Genomic DNA, 16,530 nt, shown 5'->3' with positions numbered 1-16,530 from the left:
CATATGTCCATTTTCAAAACCACGCGTCGCGTGGCCGTTAGCCTTGTGGCTGCAGCCGCCGCATCCTTTGCCGTACAGGCGCAAGCAGACGGTCATGGCATTGATCTGGAAGGTAAAACTGTCGAGTGGATCATCCCATTCTCGGAAACCGGCGGATCGGCCAAATGGGCCAACTTTTACGCCCCGCTCTTGTCAGAAGCCCTGCCCGGCGCGCCCACAGTTGTCGTGAAATTCATGCCCGGAGCCGGTTCCACCAAAGGCGCGAACTTCTTTCAGAACCAGGAATACGATGATGGCACGCTGATTTTTGGCTCCAGTGGTTCCACGCAGTTTCCATTCCTGCTGGGTGATCCACGGGTGAAATACAACTATGCAGACTGGAACGTCGTTCTGGCCTCAGGCACCGGCGGCGTTGCCTATTTGACGCCAGATCTGGCGGCCAAGATGGACGGTTTGAACGCAGCCCCCTTGCAGGGCGAAGATTTCATCTATGGCAACCAAGGGGCCACACGGCTTGATCTGGTGCCAACACTGGCATGGGAAATGCTGGGCCTGAACGTGGAAAGCGTCATGGGCATCAAGGGGCGCGGCGATGGCCGTCTGATGTTTGAGCGCGGCGAAGCCAACATCGACTATCAAACGTCCTCCTCATTTCTTTCCGGCGTGACACCGCTGGTAGAGGCCGGAACAGCGGTGCCGATGATGACATGGGGTGCGCTGGATGATGCGGGCAACATCGTGCGTGATCCGACATTCCCGGACATTCCGACCTTCAAGGAAGTCTGTGAGGCTACAGCAGGCTGCGAAACCTCCGGCGAAAAGTGGGATGCCTGGAAAGCGTTCTTCATCGCAGGCTTCCCGGCCCAGAAAATGGTGTTCCTGCCAGCGGGTGCGTCCGACGATGCGATTGCGACCTACACGAAAGCATTTGAAGACGTCAAAGCGCGCGCGGATTTCGCAGAAATCTCTGGCAAGCGTCTGGGCAAATACCCCCAGATGACCGGCGATGCGGCCAAAAAGGCGCTGGACAGCGGCACGAACGTCTCCCCTGCTGCCAAGGATTTTGTGGTCAACTGGCTGCAGGAAAAATACGGCGTATCCCTGAACTAAGCTTTGTTTGACGAACGCCCTGCCTGACCCGGCGGGGCGTTTTCACAAGCAAAGCGGGGGGATAGGCGCATGGAAGTGATCATGGAGGCTTTGCCGGCCTTAGGCGATGCATGGGGCCTGATCTTACAACCGGTCGTGATTGGATATCTGGTGCTGGGCGTTGTGATGGGCCTGTGCATCGGGGTATTTCCGGGGCTGGGCGGTATCGCAGGCCTGTCGTTGCTCTTGCCATTCATGTTCGGCATGGACCCGATTTTGGGTCTCGCGCTGATGGTGGGCATGGTCGCCGTGGTCCCCACATCCGACACGTTTGCCTCTGTTCTGATGGGGATTCCGGGATCATCCGCCTCCCAAGCCACTGTGCTGGACGGTTTCCCCATGGCCAAAAGGGGCATGGCGGCGCGGGCCTTGTCTGCCGCCTTTGCCTCCTCGCTGTTTGGCGGGCTTGTGGGCGCATCCTTTCTGACGGTGTTCATCCTGATCGCGCGCCCCATCGTGTTGGAATTCCGCACGCCCGAGCTTTTGATGATCACGGTGTTTGGACTCTCGATGGTGGGTATTCTGGCCGGGCGCGTCGCGATCAAAGGCATCGTGGCCGCCGGGCTTGGCATGCTGATCGGTACCATCGGCGAGGGCGCATCCTCGGGCGATCTGCGCATGTCCTCTTATGATTTCCCCTATCTGACGGACGGGTTGAAGCTGGTCATCGTGGGCCTTGGTATCTTTGCCATCCCCGAAATTATTTCGCTGTTGCGTCAGGACCGCGCCATCTCAAAAGAACCCCAATTGGGGGGCGGCTGGATCGACGGTGTGCGGGACTGGTTCGCCAACATCTGGCTGTCTGTACGCTGTTCCATCATCGGGGTCGTCGTCGGCGTCATCCCCGGCCTTGGCGGGTCCGTCGTGGATTGGATCGCCTATGGTCACGCGGTGCAAACCACCAAGGACAAATCAAACTTCGGCAAAGGCGAAGTGCGCGGGGTGATCGGCCCGGAAAGCTCCAACAACGCCAAAGAAGGCGGCGGTCTGGTCCCGACATTGCTCTTTGGCATCCCCGGTTCGGGTTCCATGGCGATCTTCATCGGGGCCATTGCCTTGCTGGGATCGGGCCAGATCGAAGTCGGCCCGGCGATGTTGAAAAACAACCTCGATATTACATATTCCATCGTGTGGTTGCTGGCGCTGGCCAATGTGGTCGGCACCATTATTTGCATTGCAGCCTCGGGCGGCATTGCCAAACTGACCACCATCCGCTTTGCCTTGCTGGCCCCTTTCCTGTTCATGATCATCAGCTTTGCGGCCTTCCAGTCGGGGCAGAACCTGATGGATCTTGTGGCGCTTTTCGCCATCGGTTTTCTGGGGCTGCTGATGCGCCGCTTTGACTGGTCGCGCCCGGCCTTCCTGATCGGGTTTGTGCTGTCCAATCCGGCGGAAACCTATGCCAACCAAGCGGTGCAACTGGCGCAAAGCCAGTTCCGCAAAAGCTTTGGCGACGGGATTGATTATATCTTTTCCCCGATTGTGATCATCCTGATCATCATCACCGTGATCTCCGTCGTGTTGGGTTTGCGGCAGGCCAAAAACATCATGGCCGAAGGCGATGTGCAATCCGGCTCCAAACGCGCGCCGTTCATTTTCATGCTCGTTGTCACCGGATACATCGCCTATGCGTTTTATGATGCCGCGTCGATCCCGAGCTACAGCCGCGACCGGGTGTTCCCGATGTTCGTGGCCGGGGTGTGCCTGTTTGGCTGTGCGTTGCTGATCATCCGCATGATGCTGAAGCCGGAAACCGATACGATTTTTGCGGATCGTGAAAAGAACGGCGAAGACGCCGATGCCACGCATGGGTTGTGGCCCACTCTGGCGTGGTTTGCCGCTCTTTTGATCCTGACATCGCTGTTTGGGTTCATCCTCGCGCTAGCGGTTTTCCTGTTCGCCTTCATGAAGCTGCGCGCCAGCGTCAGTACCGGTTTTGCTGCGATCTATACAGTGGCGGGCATCTCCTTCATGCTTGGCATGGCGTGGCTGTTGAACCGGGACTTCCCACCCGGATTGCTGCAGTCCTATGCCGACCTGCCCTGGCCCTTCACATGAGCCAGACCGAGATCCCGTTTGTCTTCATGCGCGGCGGCACCTCGCGCGGGCCCTACATCAACCGCGCTGATCTTCCCGAAGACCGGGACGCGCTGGCGCAGGTTCTGATCGCCATCGTTGGCTCAGGTCATCCGCTCAACATTGATGGCATCGGGGGCGGTGCTGCGGTCACCACAAAGGTGGCGATGCTCTCGCGCTCAAGCGATCCCTGGGCGGATGTGGATTATTTCTTTGCGCAGGTCAGCGTGGAAGATCAACTGGTGGATTTCAAACCGACCTGCGGCAATATCCTGTCCGGCGTCGGCCCCGCCGCCATTGAAATGGGGTTGGTGGGCGCACAGGACGGGGAAACCACCGTCAATATTCGCGCGGTCAACACAGAAGCGCGGGTGGCTGCGATTGTGCAAACCCCAAAGGCCGAGGTCAACTATGAGGGGGAGGCGCAGATCGACGGTGTGCCGGGACGTTCAGCCCCCGTTGCCTTGCAATTCATGGAGACCGTGGGGGGCGTCACCGGATCGTTTCTGCCGACTGGCAATGTGGTGGACACGATCGACGGGATTGATGTGACCTGCATGGATGTGGCCATGCCCATGGTCATCGCGCAGGCCACCAGCTTCGGATTGACGGGCTATGAAACTGCCGCAGAACTGGATGAAAACGCCGCGTTTTATGCCCGTATGGAAGCCATCCGGCTGCAGGCTGGCGCGTTGATGGGCATGGGTGATGTGTCAAAATCGGTAACGCCCAAATTTGGTTTGCTGGCCCCGGCCACTGAGGGCGGCACGATTACGACGCGGTACTTCATGCCGTGGAAATGCCACCCCACAATGGCGGTGACGGGCGCGCAATGTCTTGCGTCCTGCGTGCTGACACCCGGCAGCGTGGCCGAGGGTTTGGCCAAGGTGCCTGAGACGAGCCCGGCACAGATCGTGTTGGAACATGCGTCAGGCACCATTGATGTTGTTGTGGAGTACACCCGGACCGTCGCGGATTTCAGCATCAAATCAGCCGGGCTGGTGCGGACGGCGCGCAAACTGGCGGCAGGATCGGTTTTTATTCCCGCCTCGGTTTGGGAAGGAAATTGACTTAGACGCCCTTTTGGTATACTATGGTATACTATGGTATACAATTGAAGGAACACACCATGACGGATGAATTTCAAGACTGCATTCTGGCCGCCCGCACAGAGCTGACCCTTGCCCGGCAAATCCTGCGCGATGAAATCAGCAGGTATCCAACGCCGATTTCGGGGTGTGACGTGCAATTCAATCACCTGCTCGCCGAACGCCAAAGGGTCCAGACAGCATTGCAATCCTTGGATGCATCCATCTTTGTTCCGACCCCGCGCACCCCAACCCCAAGTGCCGGTGTTGAAAGCCGATGAAAGTCCATATTCTTGATGACTGGTTTGACACGCTGCGCGGTCTTGCCTGCTTTGACAAGCTTGCCGCGCATGATGTGACCGTCTGGACGGATCATCAGCCGGACCCGGCGCAATTGGCCGCACGGGTGCAAGACGCCGAGGCGCTTGTCCTGTTTCGCGAGCGCACCAAGATCAGCGCGGATCTGTTGACGCGCCTGCCCAAACTCAAGCTGATTTCACAACGCAGTGTGTATCCGCATATCGACGTGGCGGCCTGCACCGCGCATGATGTGTTGCTGTGCTCCAACATGCATTCCGATACGCCGTCTTATGCAGCGGCAGAACACACGCTTGCGCTGATCCTTGCCAGTTATCGCCAGATCCCACAGCAGGCGGCGTCGCTGAAACAAGGCGACTGGCAGTGCGGTGTCGGGCGGACCCTGCGGGGGCGCAGGCTCGGGCTTTACGGTTATGGCCGTATTGCCGGGGCGGTGGCGCAATACGCAAAAGCGCTGGGGATGACCGTGCAGTTTTGGGGATCACCAGAGGGTCGCGCGCGCGCTGCAGCCGCAAGGGAAATCGTGCCCGCCTCGCGCGAAGCGTTCTTTGAAACATCCGATGTCGTCAGTCTGCACGTGCGCCTGAAACCGGAAACACGCGGCATCGTGACGGCGGCCGATCTGGCCGCGATGCGCCCCCGATCGTTGTTGGTCAATACATCACGGTCAGGCTTGATCGAAACCGGCGCCTTGGAGACCGAGATTACGCGGGATCGTATCCATGCAGCAGTTGATGTGTTTGATCAGGAACCTTTGCGGGATCAGAACAACGTGCTGCTGACCCATCCCAATGTGCTGGCCACGCCGCACATCGGTTATGTGACCGAGGATGAGTTTGACCTGCAATTCTCAGACATTTTTGATCAGATCAACGCCTATGCCACCGGCGCGCCGATCCATATGATCAACCCGTCGGTCTGGTCATAAATGCGCGTCCACAAACCCATCCTGAATGGCGCGCACGACAAAATCATCAAGCGCTGCTTGTCTGGGGTTAACGCGTCCGGGCAAGACCATCGCCTGATGCACTGCGGTCAGCACGCCGGGCAAAATGCGCACGTTCGGGTCTGACGCAAAAAACGCCTCAAGTGAGGCGCGTACCCCTGCAACGGCATCCGCGCGTCCCTGTTGGAATTCGGCAAAACTCTCTGGCGGTGTGCCGAAACGTTCCAAAACGGCGTGTTCCAACGCCCACGTCAGATACATGTCATAGGCCGACCCGCGGGCCGTCAAAACGCGGGTACCCGCCCGGTCGACCGCATCCACATCTGTAATCTGCGAGCTTGCGCGCACGGCGAATGTCGCCTCAATTGTCACGTAAGGTGCTGTGAAGGATAGCTTTTCCGCCCTCAGCGCATCTATTGCCAGAAACCCGACGTCCCAGGTATCCGCATCCACATCGGCAAACACTTTTCCCGCTCCGTCGTAGATCACAGGCGTCAATTGCGCCCCGATCTCGACCGCCAACCGATGGGCCAACGCAGGGCTGACGCCGTTCAATGTGCCCTCATTCACCTGCACCAAAGCGCGATTGCCGGTGTTGATCGCCGCGCGCAGGACGCCGTTTTTCGCAAGTCCTGTTAAGTCTTCCTGAAGTGTCATTTGCCCACTTTCTGTTGCGCCTGAAATAGCTTTGCAAAGAGCGGCGCGCCCAGAATGACCACGAAGATTCGTAACACATGATGCGCCACGACAAAGGCCATATCGGCCCCGACGATCAATGCCAAAACGGTCAATTCGGCCTGCCCACCCGGCGCAAAAGCAAGGATTGTTTCCAAAGGCGGGGCGAGATCGGCGAGATGAATGACTTCGACGAAAACCACCGTCAACAGCAGCAGAATCACGCAGAACCCCAGACCGGCGGTCACATCCCTGCGCACCTCCTGCGCTGTGACGCCCGCGTATTTGCACCCCACGCCCATGCCAATGAAGAACTGCGCCGCCCAGATCGCTTCGGCCGGGGGTCTGTGTTGCAACACGCCCGTCAATGCCAGCGCTGCCGCCAACAGGAGCGGGCCAAGGATCGACGCGCCAAACATGCCCAGCTTTTTGGCCACCTGCCATCCAACCAACCCGCAGAAGACCATCAAGGCAAGTTGTGACCCTGCGATCGTCGCGGCGGGCGCGCCCGGCGGATTGGTGAGATCGGCATCCCATACCCACGTCAGCAGGAACGGCAGTGCGACGACGATGACCATGACACGGGTTGCATGGATCAAAGACAGCGCGCGCACATCGCCGCCCGCCTCTTCGCCAAACACCAACATGTCCTGAAGCCCGCCCGGCATGGAGCCATAATAGCTTGTCGCGAAATCAAATCCCCAGAGCCGCTGAAAATACGCAACCCCCACCAAACCAATCAGGCTTGTCATCACCGGGATCATCAACAGGGTCGGCCACATCCCGACCATGGACGCCAGCAGGGTTGTGGTAAAAGTCGCCCCCACCGCCACACCGAGGATGGTGCGCATTGCCTCGTTCAGCGGTTTGACCGCGCGCATCGGGACACCGGCGAGCGCCGCCATCAGGCAGGCAAAAATGGGTCCCAACAGCCACGGCAGTGGCAAATGCAGCAGTTTGAATGCGGCCACGCCGATAAGGGCTGTGCCGAAGGCGGTGAGATGCTGCATCATGCCTGCATGACTTTCAACCGATGTCGCAACGACGTTTGAAGGTGGGTTTCGGCGGCAGTTCCAGCCGCCGGCGGATCACCATCCCGCAGGGCGGCAATGATGTTCTGATGTTGGGCAAAAACCGTTTTGATCCGCGCTTCATCGGCCAGCGTTGTCGGACCAAGCAGCATCAACGCATTGTTCAATGCGCGCGCAGACTCCAGCAAAAACCGGTTGCGCGTTGCCAGATAAATACAGTGGTGGAATTTCTGATTGAGCGCAGAGGCCCTCTGTGCGTCATCCCTGGCGGCCCCAATTTGGGCATTCAAACCTTCCAGCGCGTCAATCTCCGCAACACTGGCATGTTTTGCCGCCATTTCTGCGGCAGTGCGTTCCAACACGAGGCGCATTTCATAAAGCTCCACGACCTCGGGACGCGACAGGGTGCGGATCACGGCACCAATGCGGGGGCGATGTTCGACGATCCCGTCGCTTTCCAGTTTGCGCAACGCCTCACGCACGGGCGTGCGGGACAGCGCCAAGCGCTCGGCCACATCCACTTCGCGCAATCGCTCCCCGGGCTGGAACTGACCTTCCCGGATCGCTGCCCGGAGCTGTGCATAGGCGGCCTCGCCCTGCGACATGTCTTGCAAATCCTGATCCGACATTCTAAGACCTTAAATTGTATCCGCTTGGATACAATATGCTACGGACGAGGAAATGCCAATGTCAAAATCAGTCATCATCGTGGGAACCGGCAATGCCGCCCTTTGTGCTGCTATTGCCGCGCTTGAAAAAGGTGCGCAGGTCACCCTGTTAGAAAAAGCAGACAGATCATTGGCAGGCGGCAACACCAAATACACCGCAGGGGCGATGCGCTTCGCCTATGAGGGTCCGGACGATTTGATGCCCTTGTTGCGCGATCCGACAGATGCGCGTCTGCCAAAAACCGATTTTGGCACCTATACCACCGAAAAATTTGCAGCGGACCTTTTGGGGTTCAACGATGGCCGCGCCTTGTCCCCGGAGCAACAGGTTTTGATCAATACCTCAGGTGAAACAATGCGTTGGCTGGCCTCGCATGACGTAAAGTTTGAGCCAATCTATAGCCGTCAGAGTTTCGAGAAAAATGGACGCCATGTGTTTTGGGGCGGCTTGACGTTGTCGGCTGAAAACGAAGGTGTTGGGCTCTTTGACATGGAACTTGCCGCCGTTGAGCGGCTGGGCGGCACAGTCCGCTATGACGCGGCTGTGACCGACCTGATCATGGAGGACCAACGCGTTATTGGCGTGCGCGTCGGCGCGGAGGAGATTTTTGGGGATGCTGTCATTCTGGCCTCCGGCGGGTTTGAAGCGAGCGAAGAAATGCGCGTCAAATACATGGGTCCAAACTGGCAAGCGGCAAAAGTCCGAGGCACACCGCATAATACAGGGGACGGGTTGACGATGGCGATCAGCGCGGGTGCCGCAGAATACGGTCTTTACTCAGGCTGTCATGCGACGCCCATGGATTTGCATATGGCGGATTTTGGCGGGCTCGACCTGCCCCCCGGAGAGCGCAAGAATTATCGCAAGATTTCCTATTTTCTGGGCGTGATGCTGAACGCGAACGGGGAAAGGTTTGTCGATGAGGGTGCTAATTTTCGCAATTACACCTATGCACAATATGGTGCGGCGATTCTGGAGCAGCCCGGACAATTTGCGTGGCAGGTTTTTGACAGCAAGGTCTTTGATTTGCTCTACGGCGAATACCGTTTCCACGACGCTCATTTTGTCGAAGCGGACACGCTTGAGGGGCTGGCGATTCAGATGGAGGGCGTGGACAGCACGGCCGCTCTTGAGACACTCACCGCCTATAATGAGGCGGTGAACGAGGCGGTGCCTTTTGATCCCACGTCTCTGGATGGCAAAGGCGCCGATGGGCTGACCCCGCCCAAGACCAACTGGGCGCAGAAAATCGACACAGGTCCGTTTCGCGCTTTCCCGGTGACGGGCGGGATTACCTTCACCTATGGCGGCCTCAAAGTAGACGACATGGGGCGTGTTGTTTCAAAAGAGGGTCAGGCGATACCCGGCCTGTTTGCCTGCGGCGAATTGGTGGGCGGCGTCTTTTTTGCAGGCTATCCCGGCGGGTCCGGTCTGACCTCAGGTGCCGTGTTTGGCCGTCGTGCCGGATATGGATCAGCACTGAGTTAAGGTCACGTGGACGTCAGTGTTATCGCCTTACGGCCGCCGCGCTATTGCAAGGCGACATCACAGGGTCGCCGCGGTGCGTATTCTCTGATCTCACACCTTCGCGGGGCTAACGAGTGTGATGCATCCTGGCCCTTGATAAACATAATAGATCACCGTAGAGCAGCGCGCATCTGGCAGGGGTCAACAAAAAAGGCGCTCCCGAACGAAGCGCCCCTTGTAAAGCATGTCAATTGTAGCGTTCAGGCGGCTTTGCGACGACGCCCCACCAGACCAAAAGCGCCGAGACCGGTCAGCATAAGCAACACACCAGCCGGCAGCGGAACGACAGCGGGCTGGACAACGATATCAATGCTCGTTGACAGTTGATCCGACCCGTTTGTGCCAAACAGGCTAATGGTATAGGTGCCAAAGGCTTGCGGATTTCCAGCAGTATAACCAAACCCGAGGTTCTGCGAATTTTGTGCAACTGACGGGCCGCCCGCATTATCGCCGTACAACAAGGGATCAAACGCCGAGCCAAATGCGAGGCTCACACCGGAGGTCGGATCCGTATCGATTCCCAGCGCAAAATTCCAGCCGCTGGTGCCGAGCGTGCCACCTGCGGTATCACCTACATCTATCGAAAACTCAAAGTTCCAGATGGACCGGTTCGCAGGCGCATTCGAGAGCGCCGGATCAAAGGTATACGTCTGATCGCCATCGTAATTGAAGATGTTTTGCGGTAAGCCGGACAGATCATAGCGCTGTTTTCCGCGCAAACCGAGTTCGACGCCAAACTCATTCACACCGGTGAAAGACCCGTTCGCATTGCCGGAACCAAAGACAACTCCGTTTTGCAGATTGCCATCGCCGTTCAGCGGTGCTGCGTGCACGCCGGCCGTTCCTGCCATGGCGACCGCTGCGGCTGCCAGTATCAATTTGATCTTCGAAATGCCGATCATCCAAATCTCCCCTCTAAATAGATTAATGCTGCAAGGGCGATACTTAGTCACCCCGCATCAGATGCTTTTTGCATAATCACTGTGGAAAGTCCACCGAGAGAGTACGTTTGGAAACCTTGCGCGACTTCAGTCGAGCCCCTGCCAATATTTCCAGATCTCCTCGCTCAGATGCGGGCCAATATCATAATACCAATGGGTGTGGCTTGTGATCATCACAAGATCAACATCATGCCCGGCCTCGGACAGGGCTTGCGCCGTTGATTGCGCCGCGCGACCGGAGAACAGATGATCATTCAAGCCAATGTAATGGCGCATCGGAGGCGCTACCTGTGCTGGTACAACCTGCTCGGCATCCAGCACCCCGGCATGCGTTGCGATGGCCCTCCAGGGCGTGCCAAGGCGGTTCGCATAGAGGGTTGCGAGGATACCGCCGGCTGAATGACCAAACAAGTAGACCTGCTCGGGCTGGATCGGCGCTTGCGTATGGGCGTCGCGCAGCGCCGTGATCAGGAAATTCGGGTGATCTTCCGCAGGGGACCAACTCGGCCCAAAAGAATCCGGCGCAATCAGGATAATGTTGTGGCGGTTTGCGGTCCTCAGCCACATATCAATCATCGAGCGCCCGGACCGTTGCGCGCCGTGCAGCAGGACGATGGCCTGGCGCGGTGCGCTTGCCGACGATTGCGGCGCATAGATGTAGTAGTTGCGCGCCTGCCCTTCGTAGGTGACGGTCCGCCGGAGCTCCGCGAAATCCGGCGCGGTATAGCTGACATTGCCACCCGCCCGGGCCACCCCGGCAGGGAAGGGAATTGTCTGGATCGCAAGCCTGCCCGCCGTATCCGCCTGCTGCGCCTCTGCAGTCTGGGTGATGGTCAGGATCGCCAGCAGGAAAGACGCAAAAGCCGCCTGAAGGGCGCGTTGCATGGAAAATTTCATTGTCATTGCCACCGCGTTTTTGACTTGCTGTTGTGGTGTCATGAGAAGATGAAAAAACCCTCAATGCCTCAGCGCAAGATGAGATTTGCGACACAACGGCCAGAGCGTTCCGCACCAGTGCAGATGTTAGGTATAAACGAAAAACGGCACCGCAGGCGGCGCCGTTTCTAAAAGTGTTGTTTGACGCGAAGCCTTAAACGCGGATGTGATCCCCAACGGCGACCATGTCGGCGAGCAGTTTGGCGGCGTCATCCACGGGGCCAGGTTCGTTGACAAAGGTTGATTTGGCGTTCGCGAGGGCTTCTTCGGCTTCTTTCACCAGATCGGCCAGATGATCTGATGTGACCTCGCTGCGCGGCATGGCGCGTTCGGCCAGCACCGTGACACCCGCAGCGGTGATTTCAGCAAACCCGCCCGTCACCACAAACTCGGATGTGCCATCAGGACCCTCCGTGCTCAGAATGCCGGGACGCAGGGTCGTGATGGTGGGCGCGTGGCCCGCCATCGCTGTCATGTCGCCATCAGCGCCTGGAATCTGGACCGATACGACCTGCGCAGAGGCAAGCCGCCGTTCGGGCGAGACCAGATCAAATTGCGTCGTATCTGCCATGTTACGGGCTCCTTAAGCGGCGTCTGCCGCCATTTTCTCGGCTTTGGCTTTCACTTCTTCGATGCCGCCAACCATATAGAAGGCACCTTCGGGCAGGTGGTCGTATTCACCGGCCACAACCGCTTTGAAGCTCTCGATCGTCTCGTTGAGCGGCACCTGTTTGCCGTCCGCGCCGGTGAAGACCTTGGCCACATCAAACGGTTGGCTGAGGAAGCGCTGGATCTTCCGGGCACGGGCCACGGTCAATTTGTCTTCTTCGGACAATTCGTCCATGCCGAGGATCGCGATGATGTCTTGCAGCGATTTGTAACGTTGCAGGATCCCCTGAACGTCACGCGCCACTTGATAGTGCTCATCGCCCACAACCGCAGGGTCCATCAGACGCGATGTGGAATCGAGCGGGTCCACCGCAGGATAAATACCCAGCTCGGAAATCGCACGGGACAGAACCGTTGTCGCATCAAGATGCGCAAAGGATGTCGCTGGCGCAGGGTCGGTAAGGTCATCCGCAGGCACGTAGACCGCTTGCACAGATGTAATCGAACCGGCCTTTGTGGAGGTGATGCGTTCCTGCATCGCGCCCATGTCAGTCGCCAGTGTCGGCTGGTAGCCCACAGCGGAAGGAATACGACCCAAGAGAGCGGACACCTCGGAACCGGCCTGTGTAAAGCGGAAGATGTTGTCGACAAAGAACAAAACGTCGGTCCCGGATTGGTCGCGGAACTGTTCGGCCAATGTAAGGCCTGTCAGAGCAACACGCATACGCGCACCGGGAGGTTCGTTCATCTGACCGTAAACCAACGCCACTTTTGATTCCGGCAGGTTGTCCGGCACAATAACGGCGGATTCGATCATCTCGTGGTAAAGGTCGTTGCCTTCACGCGTCCGCTCACCCACACCGGCGAACACGGAGAAACCCGAGTGCACCTTGGCGATGTTGTTGATCAATTCCATGATGAGAACGGTTTTACCCACACCCGCACCACCGAAGAGGCCAATTTTACCACCTTTGGCGTAAGGCGCCAGAAGGTCGATCACCTTGATGCCGGTTTCCAGCACTTCGGAGGTCGTGGATTGTTCGGCGAAAGCAGGCGCTTCCTGGTGGATGGAGCGTTTTTCGTCCGCTTCTACGGCGCCTTTTTCGTCGATGGGCTCACCCACAACGTTCATGATCCGACCCAATGTGGCATTGCCCACAGGGATCGAGATCGGGCCGTCCTGGTCGGTCACTTTCTGACCGCGCACGAGGCCCTCTGTGGCGTCCATCGCGATGGTGCGCACGGTGTTTTCACCCAAGTGCTGCGCCACTTCGAGCACCAGGCGGTTGCCATTATTGTCTGTTTCCAGCGCGTTCAGGATCTCCGGCAGGTGATCTTCGAACTGGACGTCAACGACCGCGCCGATGACCTGTGTGATTTTTCCGACTGCGTTTGCCATGTCGTTTCTCCGATTTGTTCTACAGCGCTTCCGCGCCGGAAATGATTTCGATCAGCTCGTTGGTGATGACGGCCTGACGGGAACGGTTGTATTGGATGGTCAGCTTGTCGATCATCTCGCCCGCGTTGCGTGTCGCATTGTCCATCGCCGACATCCGCGCGCCTTGTTCGGACGCGCCGTTTTCCAGCAAGCCGGAAAAGATCTGCGTGGCCACACCGCGTGGCAGCAGATCCGCCAAAATGGCTTCCTCGGAAGGTTCGTAGTCGAAAAGGGTCGAGCCCTCATCGCCTGTCGATTCTTCGAAAGTGGCCGGGATGATCTGTTGTGCGGTCGGGATTTGCGTCACGACGTTGACGAACTTCGCATAAAACAGCGTTGCCACGTCAAATTCACCGCCATCAAAGCGCGCCAGAACGTCTTTGGCGATGCCCTGCGCGTCGGCGTAACCGACACGTTTGACCTCTGTCATATCGACGTGACCGATGTAGAACTGACCGTAGTCCCGCTTCATCTGGTCGCGGCCTTTTTTACCGACAGTGAGGATTTTCACCTCTTTGCCTTCACCCATGAGCTTTTGTGCATGGGTGCGGGCGAGTTTTGCGATGTTCGAGTTGAAGCCACCACAGAGGCCGCGTTCAGAGGTCATGACGATCAGAAGCTGCACCTTGTCGCTGCCCGTTCCGGACAGCAGTTTGGGCGCAGAATCCGAGCCCCCCACGGAGGCCGCAAGCCCGGCCATCACGGCGTTAAACCGTTCAGTGTAGGGGCGCGATTGCTCCGCGGCTTCTTGCGCACGGCGCAGCTTTGCAGCTGCAACCATTTGCATCGCCTTGGTGATCTTGCGGGTCGATTTGACCGACTCGATCCTGTTTTTGAGATCCTTAAGACTGGGCATGGGCCTACCTCTTAAGCGAAATCAGCGGAGAATTCAGTGATCGCGGCCTTGATGCTGTCGGCCAGCTCGTCTTTCACCTTGCGGTCATTGTTGGTGATGTCATCCAGCAGCGGCTGATGCTTGGAACGCAGATGCGCCAGCATGCCCGCCTCGAAACGACCCACGTCCTTGACGTCGACCTTGTCGAGGAAGCCGTTTGTTCCTGCAAAAATCACGCAGACGATTTCCGCGTTGGTCAGGGGCGAGTACTGTGGCTGTTTCATCAACTCGGTAAGACGCGCACCACGGGCCAGCAATTGCTGTGTGGAGGCATCAAGGTCGGAGCCAAACTGCGCAAAGGCCGCCATTTCGCGGTACTGCGCGAGGGACAGTTTCACCGGACCCGCGACCGACGACATCGCCTTGGTCTGAGCCGAGGAGCCAACACGGCTCACCGACAGACCAGTGTTCACCGCAGGGCGGATACCTTGGTAGAAGAGTTCGGTTTCAAGGAAGATCTGACCATCCGTAATCGAAATCACGTTTGTCGGAATAAAGGCCGAAACGTCGCCGCCTTGGGTTTCAATGATCGGCAGCGCCGTCAAAGAACCGTTACCGGCGTCATCACCCAGTTTCGCGGAGCGTTCCAGCAAACGGGAGTGGAGATAGAAAACGTCACCTGGATAGGCTTCACGGCCCGGTGGGCGACGCAGAAGCAGGGACATCTGACGATAGGACACGGCCTGTTTGGAAAGATCATCATAGATGATCAGCGCGTGGCGGCCGTTGTCGCGGAAATGCTCGGCCATCGCGGTCGCGGAGTAAGGTGCAAGGAACTGCATCGGTGCAGGCTCGGACGCCGTTGCGGCCACAACGATGGAATATTCAATCGCGCCGGTTTCTTCGAGCTTTTTCACAAGCTGAGCAACGGTCGAACGCTTCTGGCCGATCGCAACATAGACACAATAGAGCTTTTTGCCCTCATCATCGCCTGCCGCATCGTTGATCGACTTCTGGTTCAGGATGGAGTCAAGCGCCACAGCGGTTTTACCGGTCTGACGGTCGCCAATGATCAATTCGCGCTGGCCACGGCCAATCGGGATCATCGCATCCACGGATTTCAGGCCGGTCGCCATTGGCTCATGCACGGATTTACGCGGGATAATGCCCGGCGCTTTGACGTCCGCAACAGAAGAGGTTTTCGCGCCAATCGGCCCCTTGCCGTCAATCGGGTTACCCAAACCATCCACAACACGGCCCAGCAGTTCGTCACCTGTTGGCACGGACACGATGGAGTTCGTGCGCTTGACGGTGTCGCCTTCTTTGATGTCCCGGTCAGAGCCGAAAATAACCACACCGACGTTGTCGGATTCAAGGTTCAGCGCCATGCCCTGAATTCCACCGGGGAATTCGACCATTTCACCGGCTTGAACATTGTCCAGACCATAGACACGCGCAATACCGTCACCGACGGAAAGCACACGGCCGACTTCGGCCACTTCGGCTTCTTGACCGAAATTCTTGATCTGGTCCTTCAGGATCGCAGAAATTTCTGCTGCTTGGATACCCATTTATCCGACCTCTTTCATTGCATTCTGGAGGGAATTCAGTTTCGCACGGATCGACGTGTCGATCATGCGCGAACCCACTTTGACAATCAGACCGCCGATGAGGCTTTCATCCACGGTCGCATTGAGTGTTACGGTTTTGCCTGTAGAGGCCTTTAGTGATTTGGCGAGCTTTTCGGACTGCGTTTTGGTCAATGCCTTTGCGGAGGTGACATCGGCCGTGACCTCACCCTTTTCAGTAGCGATGATGTCGCGCAGCGTAGAGACCAGTTGCGGCAGCACAAACAGGCGACGGTTTTGCGCCATCAAGGCCAGCGTATTGGCGACAGTGTCCGACAGACCCATTTTCTGGGCGATGGCGGCAATGGCAGCACCCTGCGCGTCCCGCGAATAGATCGGTGAATGGATCAGCGCGCGAAAGTCGTCGCTCTCTGCAAGGGCCGCGCTCAGGGCATCAAGATCAGCCTCCAGCTTTTCAACAGCCTTGCCGTCCTTGGCAATTTCATAGACCGCCGTGGCATAGCGCCCGGCAATGCTTGTGGAAATCGAAGCTGGTTCTGACACGTCCACCCTTCCGATGTTCTGGCCCCGGGTATGCGAAAGAGTCGCGTCACCGGGAGTGTTGGCGCGGCTTGAATTTACTCAAGACGTCGAAATCAGCGGTGATGTAGCAGAGAGGATCACACCCCGCAACATGAGATAGTGAACTCTGTTTTAGCGCCTT

The 16,530-nt window shown here is 57.9% G+C and carries 16 protein-coding genes; 6 read left to right on the top strand and 10 right to left on the bottom strand.

The window, feature by feature from the left end; all coding sequences use genetic code 11:
• Window positions 1-3: 3 nt before the first annotated feature.
• From R8G34_19375 to R8G34_19355, 5 genes are all read left to right on the top strand, one after another.
• A complete protein-coding gene (locus R8G34_19375) occupies window positions 4-1,110 on the top strand; it encodes a tricarboxylate transporter (protein MDW3225015.1) in 1,107 nt (368 codons plus the stop codon).
• A 69-nt stretch (window positions 1,111-1,179) separates the two neighbouring features.
• Window positions 1,180-3,207, top strand: a complete 2,028-nt coding sequence (locus tag R8G34_19370) for a tripartite tricarboxylate transporter permease (GenBank protein ID MDW3225014.1) — start codon at window positions 1,180-1,182, stop codon at window positions 3,205-3,207.
• Complete coding sequence (locus tag R8G34_19365) at window positions 3,204-4,295, top strand: 4-oxalomesaconate tautomerase (GenBank protein MDW3225013.1); 1,092 nt, start codon at window positions 3,204-3,206, stop codon at window positions 4,293-4,295. The genes R8G34_19370 and R8G34_19365 overlap by 4 nt, the downstream gene beginning before the upstream one ends.
• A 59-nt stretch (window positions 4,296-4,354) precedes the next feature.
• Window positions 4,355-4,594, top strand: a complete 240-nt coding sequence (locus R8G34_19360; protein ID MDW3225012.1) for a hypothetical protein — start codon at window positions 4,355-4,357, stop codon at window positions 4,592-4,594.
• Window positions 4,591-5,559 (top strand): D-2-hydroxyacid dehydrogenase family protein, encoded by a 969-nt coding sequence (locus R8G34_19355; GenBank protein ID MDW3225011.1) that lies wholly within the window; start codon window positions 4,591-4,593, stop codon window positions 5,557-5,559. The genes R8G34_19360 and R8G34_19355 overlap by 4 nt, the downstream gene beginning before the upstream one ends.
• On the opposite strand, the gene R8G34_19350 is transcribed toward R8G34_19355, so the two are convergent.
• From R8G34_19350 to R8G34_19340, 3 genes are read right to left on the bottom strand one after another with little or no spacing between them, the layout of a single operon-like run.
• Complete coding sequence (locus tag R8G34_19350; GenBank protein MDW3225010.1) at window positions 5,554-6,234, bottom strand: transporter substrate-binding domain-containing protein; 681 nt, start codon at window positions 6,232-6,234, stop codon at window positions 5,554-5,556. The genes R8G34_19355 and R8G34_19350 overlap by 6 nt on opposite strands.
• A complete protein-coding gene (locus R8G34_19345) occupies window positions 6,231-7,265 on the bottom strand; it encodes an AbrB family transcriptional regulator (GenBank protein ID MDW3225009.1) in 1,035 nt (344 codons plus the stop codon). Before R8G34_19345 ends, R8G34_19350 begins: the two co-directional genes overlap by 4 nt.
• Entirely contained in the window at window positions 7,262-7,912 is a 651-nt protein-coding gene (locus R8G34_19340; protein MDW3225008.1) for a GntR family transcriptional regulator, read from the bottom strand. The genes R8G34_19345 and R8G34_19340 overlap by 4 nt, the downstream gene beginning before the upstream one ends.
• Window positions 7,913-7,970: 58 nt before the next feature.
• Between R8G34_19340 and tcuA the strand changes: the two genes are divergently transcribed.
• On the top strand, window positions 7,971-9,440 hold the full coding sequence (tcuA, locus tag R8G34_19335) for an FAD-dependent tricarballylate dehydrogenase TcuA (protein MDW3225007.1): 1,470 nt from the start codon (window positions 7,971-7,973) through the stop codon (window positions 9,438-9,440).
• A 239-nt stretch (window positions 9,441-9,679) separates the two neighbouring features.
• Here tcuA and R8G34_19330 read toward each other — a convergent pair whose 3' ends face one another.
• From R8G34_19330 to R8G34_19300, 7 genes are all read right to left on the bottom strand, one after another.
• Window positions 9,680-10,381 (bottom strand): VPLPA-CTERM sorting domain-containing protein, encoded by a 702-nt coding sequence (locus tag R8G34_19330; protein MDW3225006.1) that lies wholly within the window; start codon window positions 10,379-10,381, stop codon window positions 9,680-9,682.
• Between the two features lie 126 nt (window positions 10,382-10,507).
• Window positions 10,508-11,359, bottom strand: a complete 852-nt coding sequence (locus R8G34_19325) for an alpha/beta fold hydrolase (GenBank protein ID MDW3225005.1) — start codon at window positions 11,357-11,359, stop codon at window positions 10,508-10,510.
• A 151-nt stretch (window positions 11,360-11,510) separates the two neighbouring features.
• Window positions 11,511-11,927 (bottom strand): F0F1 ATP synthase subunit epsilon, encoded by a 417-nt coding sequence (locus tag R8G34_19320; GenBank protein MDW3225004.1) that lies wholly within the window; start codon window positions 11,925-11,927, stop codon window positions 11,511-11,513.
• Window positions 11,928-11,939: 12 nt separating this feature from the next.
• The gene (gene atpD / locus R8G34_19315; GenBank protein MDW3225003.1) at window positions 11,940-13,364 is read right to left on the bottom strand and encodes a F0F1 ATP synthase subunit beta; all 1,425 of its coding nucleotides are present in this window, start codon (window positions 13,362-13,364) and stop codon (window positions 11,940-11,942) included.
• A 19-nt stretch (window positions 13,365-13,383) separates the two neighbouring features.
• Window positions 13,384-14,259: a F0F1 ATP synthase subunit gamma gene (locus tag R8G34_19310; GenBank protein MDW3225002.1), complete on the bottom strand. Its 876-nt coding sequence runs from the start codon at window positions 14,257-14,259 to the stop codon at window positions 13,384-13,386.
• An 11-nt stretch (window positions 14,260-14,270) separates the two neighbouring features.
• Window positions 14,271-15,809 carry a F0F1 ATP synthase subunit alpha gene (gene atpA, locus R8G34_19305; protein ID MDW3225001.1) on the bottom strand — a complete coding sequence of 513 codons (1,539 nt, stop codon included), beginning with the start codon at window positions 15,807-15,809 and terminating at the stop codon, window positions 14,271-14,273.
• Entirely contained in the window at window positions 15,810-16,370 is a 561-nt protein-coding gene (locus R8G34_19300) for a F0F1 ATP synthase subunit delta (GenBank protein ID MDW3225000.1), read from the bottom strand.
• Window positions 16,371-16,530 lie beyond the last annotated feature (160 nt).

It is taken from the genome of Paracoccaceae bacterium (genome assembly GCA_033344815.1).
GTDB lineage: Bacteria > Pseudomonadota > Alphaproteobacteria > Rhodobacterales > Rhodobacteraceae > Roseobacter.
The sequence above is the reverse complement of the archived record's forward strand: the minus strand, read 5'-3'. Positions and strand labels throughout refer to the sequence as shown.